Annotated in this window: 3 protein-coding genes; 2 read left to right on the plus strand and 1 reads right to left on the minus strand. The window is 57.4% G+C overall.

The genetic code is table 11. From position 1 onward, the window contains the following. A partial coding sequence (locus tag AC1D17_RS28465) for a VIT1/CCC1 transporter family protein (RefSeq protein ID WP_477568560.1) occupies nucleotides 1-496 on the plus strand: 496 nt, incomplete at its 5' end. A gap of 68 nt (nucleotides 497-564) precedes the next feature. Beyond that, on the plus strand, nucleotides 565-1,656 hold the full coding sequence (gene cax / locus AC1D17_RS28470; RefSeq protein ID WP_477568561.1) for a calcium/proton exchanger: 1,092 nt from the start codon (nucleotides 565-567) through the stop codon (nucleotides 1,654-1,656). A 107-nt stretch (nucleotides 1,657-1,763) separates the two neighbouring features. On the opposite strand, the gene AC1D17_RS28475 is transcribed toward cax, so the two are convergent. Continuing rightward, nucleotides 1,764-2,252: a hypothetical protein gene (locus AC1D17_RS28475; RefSeq protein ID WP_477568562.1), complete on the minus strand. Its 489-nt coding sequence runs from the start codon at nucleotides 2,250-2,252 to the stop codon at nucleotides 1,764-1,766. Nucleotides 2,253-2,542 lie beyond the last annotated feature (290 nt).

Consider the following 2,542-nt stretch of genomic DNA (forward strand, 5'->3'; position numbering starts at 1 on the left):
CTGCAACATTGCGTGGGGTATCGTCGATGCTGTGAAGTTCGTGCTCGCTACAGTGATCGAGCGAGCACGTCACAACAGCTTCATCGTTGCGATCCAGACCTTGCCGATGGCCAAGGCGCGGCAGGTCTTGCTTGAGAACCTACCTTCGGAAGCTCGACGGGTCATGGACGACAGCGAGGTCGATACCTTTCTGACGCGCATGAAGGAGCAGCCGCCGCGGCTTGCACGACACGTGATCCGCATAGGCGATCTCAAAGCTGCCTGCCTGATTTTCGTTCTCGTCGTCTTATCGACCCTGCCGCCAAGCATGCCGTTTCTGTTTATCGCCAATCTTCCCTTGGCAATGCGCATCTCCAACGCGGTGGCGCTCGCCATGCTGTTCGCCATTGGCGCGCAGCTCGGCAACTACGCCGGTCGCAGGCCCTGGCCAATGGCCTTCGCCATGATGTCGATCGGAGCCGTGCTGGTAGCGATCACCATTGCCTTGGGAGGATAACGCACGCCGCCGACTGACCTGCCAGGCCATATTTTCTCCTCGTCTATAGAACCGGATTGGATTCGAACATGGGCAGCTTGCTGAAAGAAATCCGCCAAAACCGGGCGCTCTGGTTGCTGATATTCGTGCCTGTCGCGTTGATCGTCGAACACACGATGCCAACTGCCCACACTTTGCTTTTCCTCCTGTCGGTCTTGGCGATATTTCCGCTCGCTATCTTGCTCAGTCATGCCACCGAAGGCGTCGCGGCGAAGATGGGCGATGCGACCGGCGGCCTGCTCAACGCCACTCTCGGAAATCTGACGGAGCTGGTTATCGCGCTCGCCGCGCTGCAGGCCGGTCAACACGATCTGGTCAAAGCCTCGGTTGCCGGGGCGATCGTCACGAACACATTGTTTCTAATGGGAGCCTCCTTTCTCCTCGGCGGGCTAAAGCAACACATGCAGGAATTTAACCGCGTAAATGCGCGGTTTCAGGCGAGCCTGCTGTTCGTTGCGACTGTTGCCATCCTGATCCCCTCCGCCATATCAGCCGCCGATTCCATCGGCATGTCGGACTTTACCCGTCAGCTGAGCGTCGGTCTTTCCCTGCTTCTTATTGCGGTCTATGGACTGGGCCTGCTGTTTTCACAGAAGACCCACCCTGAACTCTTCAGTAGCCCGGAAACTGGCGAGCATGGCCCTGGCATCCCTATGGGCACAGCGCTCGCTACGCTTGCGGGGGCGACGCTGCTGGTTGCCCTGGTCAGCGAAATCTTCGTCGGATCCGTGCAGCAAGCTGCGGTCTCATTTGGCATGACACCTGCCTTCATCGGTTTTATAGTCGTCGCCCTGGTCGGCGGCGCAGCCGAAATGGCGTCGGCCTTCGCCGGCGCACGCAAGAACCGTCTTGATCTCAGTGTTGGTATTGCGCTTGGCAGTGCTGCGCAGGTTGCCCTATTCGTGGCCCCAGTATTGGTTCTATTGAGCTACGCTATCGGCCCCACTCCCATGGACCTGCAGTTCTGGCCGGGCGCCGTAGTGATGATGTTGTTCGCAGCCATGACAGTCGTCCTTGTGACATCAGGAGGGCGTTCAACATGGTTCGTGGGAGTGCTGCTGCTGATGGTCTACCTTATTCTGGCCATGACCCTCTATCTGCTGCCGCCCAAACTCTCATGAAGAGCGCTGGTATCCAAGCACAAGACATCAGCAAACCAGCGCGGGATTACACTGCCGTTTCCTATTCGGATAGTGACTCTTGCCTACGAGGCCCGTGCTAAACGGCGTCAGTATTTGCGATCCTCGCCCCAACTCAGAAAAAAGCCGACATCGCCTGGCATGCCATGCGGCCATTCCACGATCATTGCGGAAAGTCGATATCCGGCGGGTTTCAGCTTGTCGCGCCATATATCGTAGGCCTGCCGCGGGACACCCGTCAGCGTTTCGGGCCAATCGGGATCGTTGTTGTTGATCGCTCGCCCATCGTCGGTGCAAAGCTCGACGGGAAATTGAAGAACCTTGAGCTCGGTCAAGCCTTCCGCGGCTGCATTTTTCAGTTGGGACAGCACCCTATTGCGGAGTTCGTCAGTGATTGGGACCGGCTTCGAAAAGCGCGCCATCAGCGCACTGCGTGCGTCTTCCGCCGATTTCATTCCCTGGAAGGCCTTGGACGCTCGTGCGGTGTCGATCTTGTCGGCATAGGCGCGTAGCTCATCCGCCGACATGAAAAGGCCGCTCTGCGATCCCGCTGCCCCTTGCTTATTCTCTGCAGACATTCTTGCCTCCACAATCCGGCCCAACGGGCCTTCAATGATGAAAATCCGGCGACTTGCTTTCGTCTAACTCCGATGTTTGGCGAATGACTTATATGGTCGCGAATGATAGCATTCTGAACGTGACGAACAACTTAGAACTACGCCAATCGAGCGCGCTCGCATAGGGGCTTCAAGGGGGTGTCATATGAAAATCGACGTAGATCTGGACAAGAAGCGTGAAATTGAAATCGGGGACGGGGGACGCATCAAATTCAGGCTGAGGGACATTGCCGTCGAGCCAGGCAATAAGG

The organism is Pararhizobium sp. P1_E7 (genome assembly GCF_056405855.1).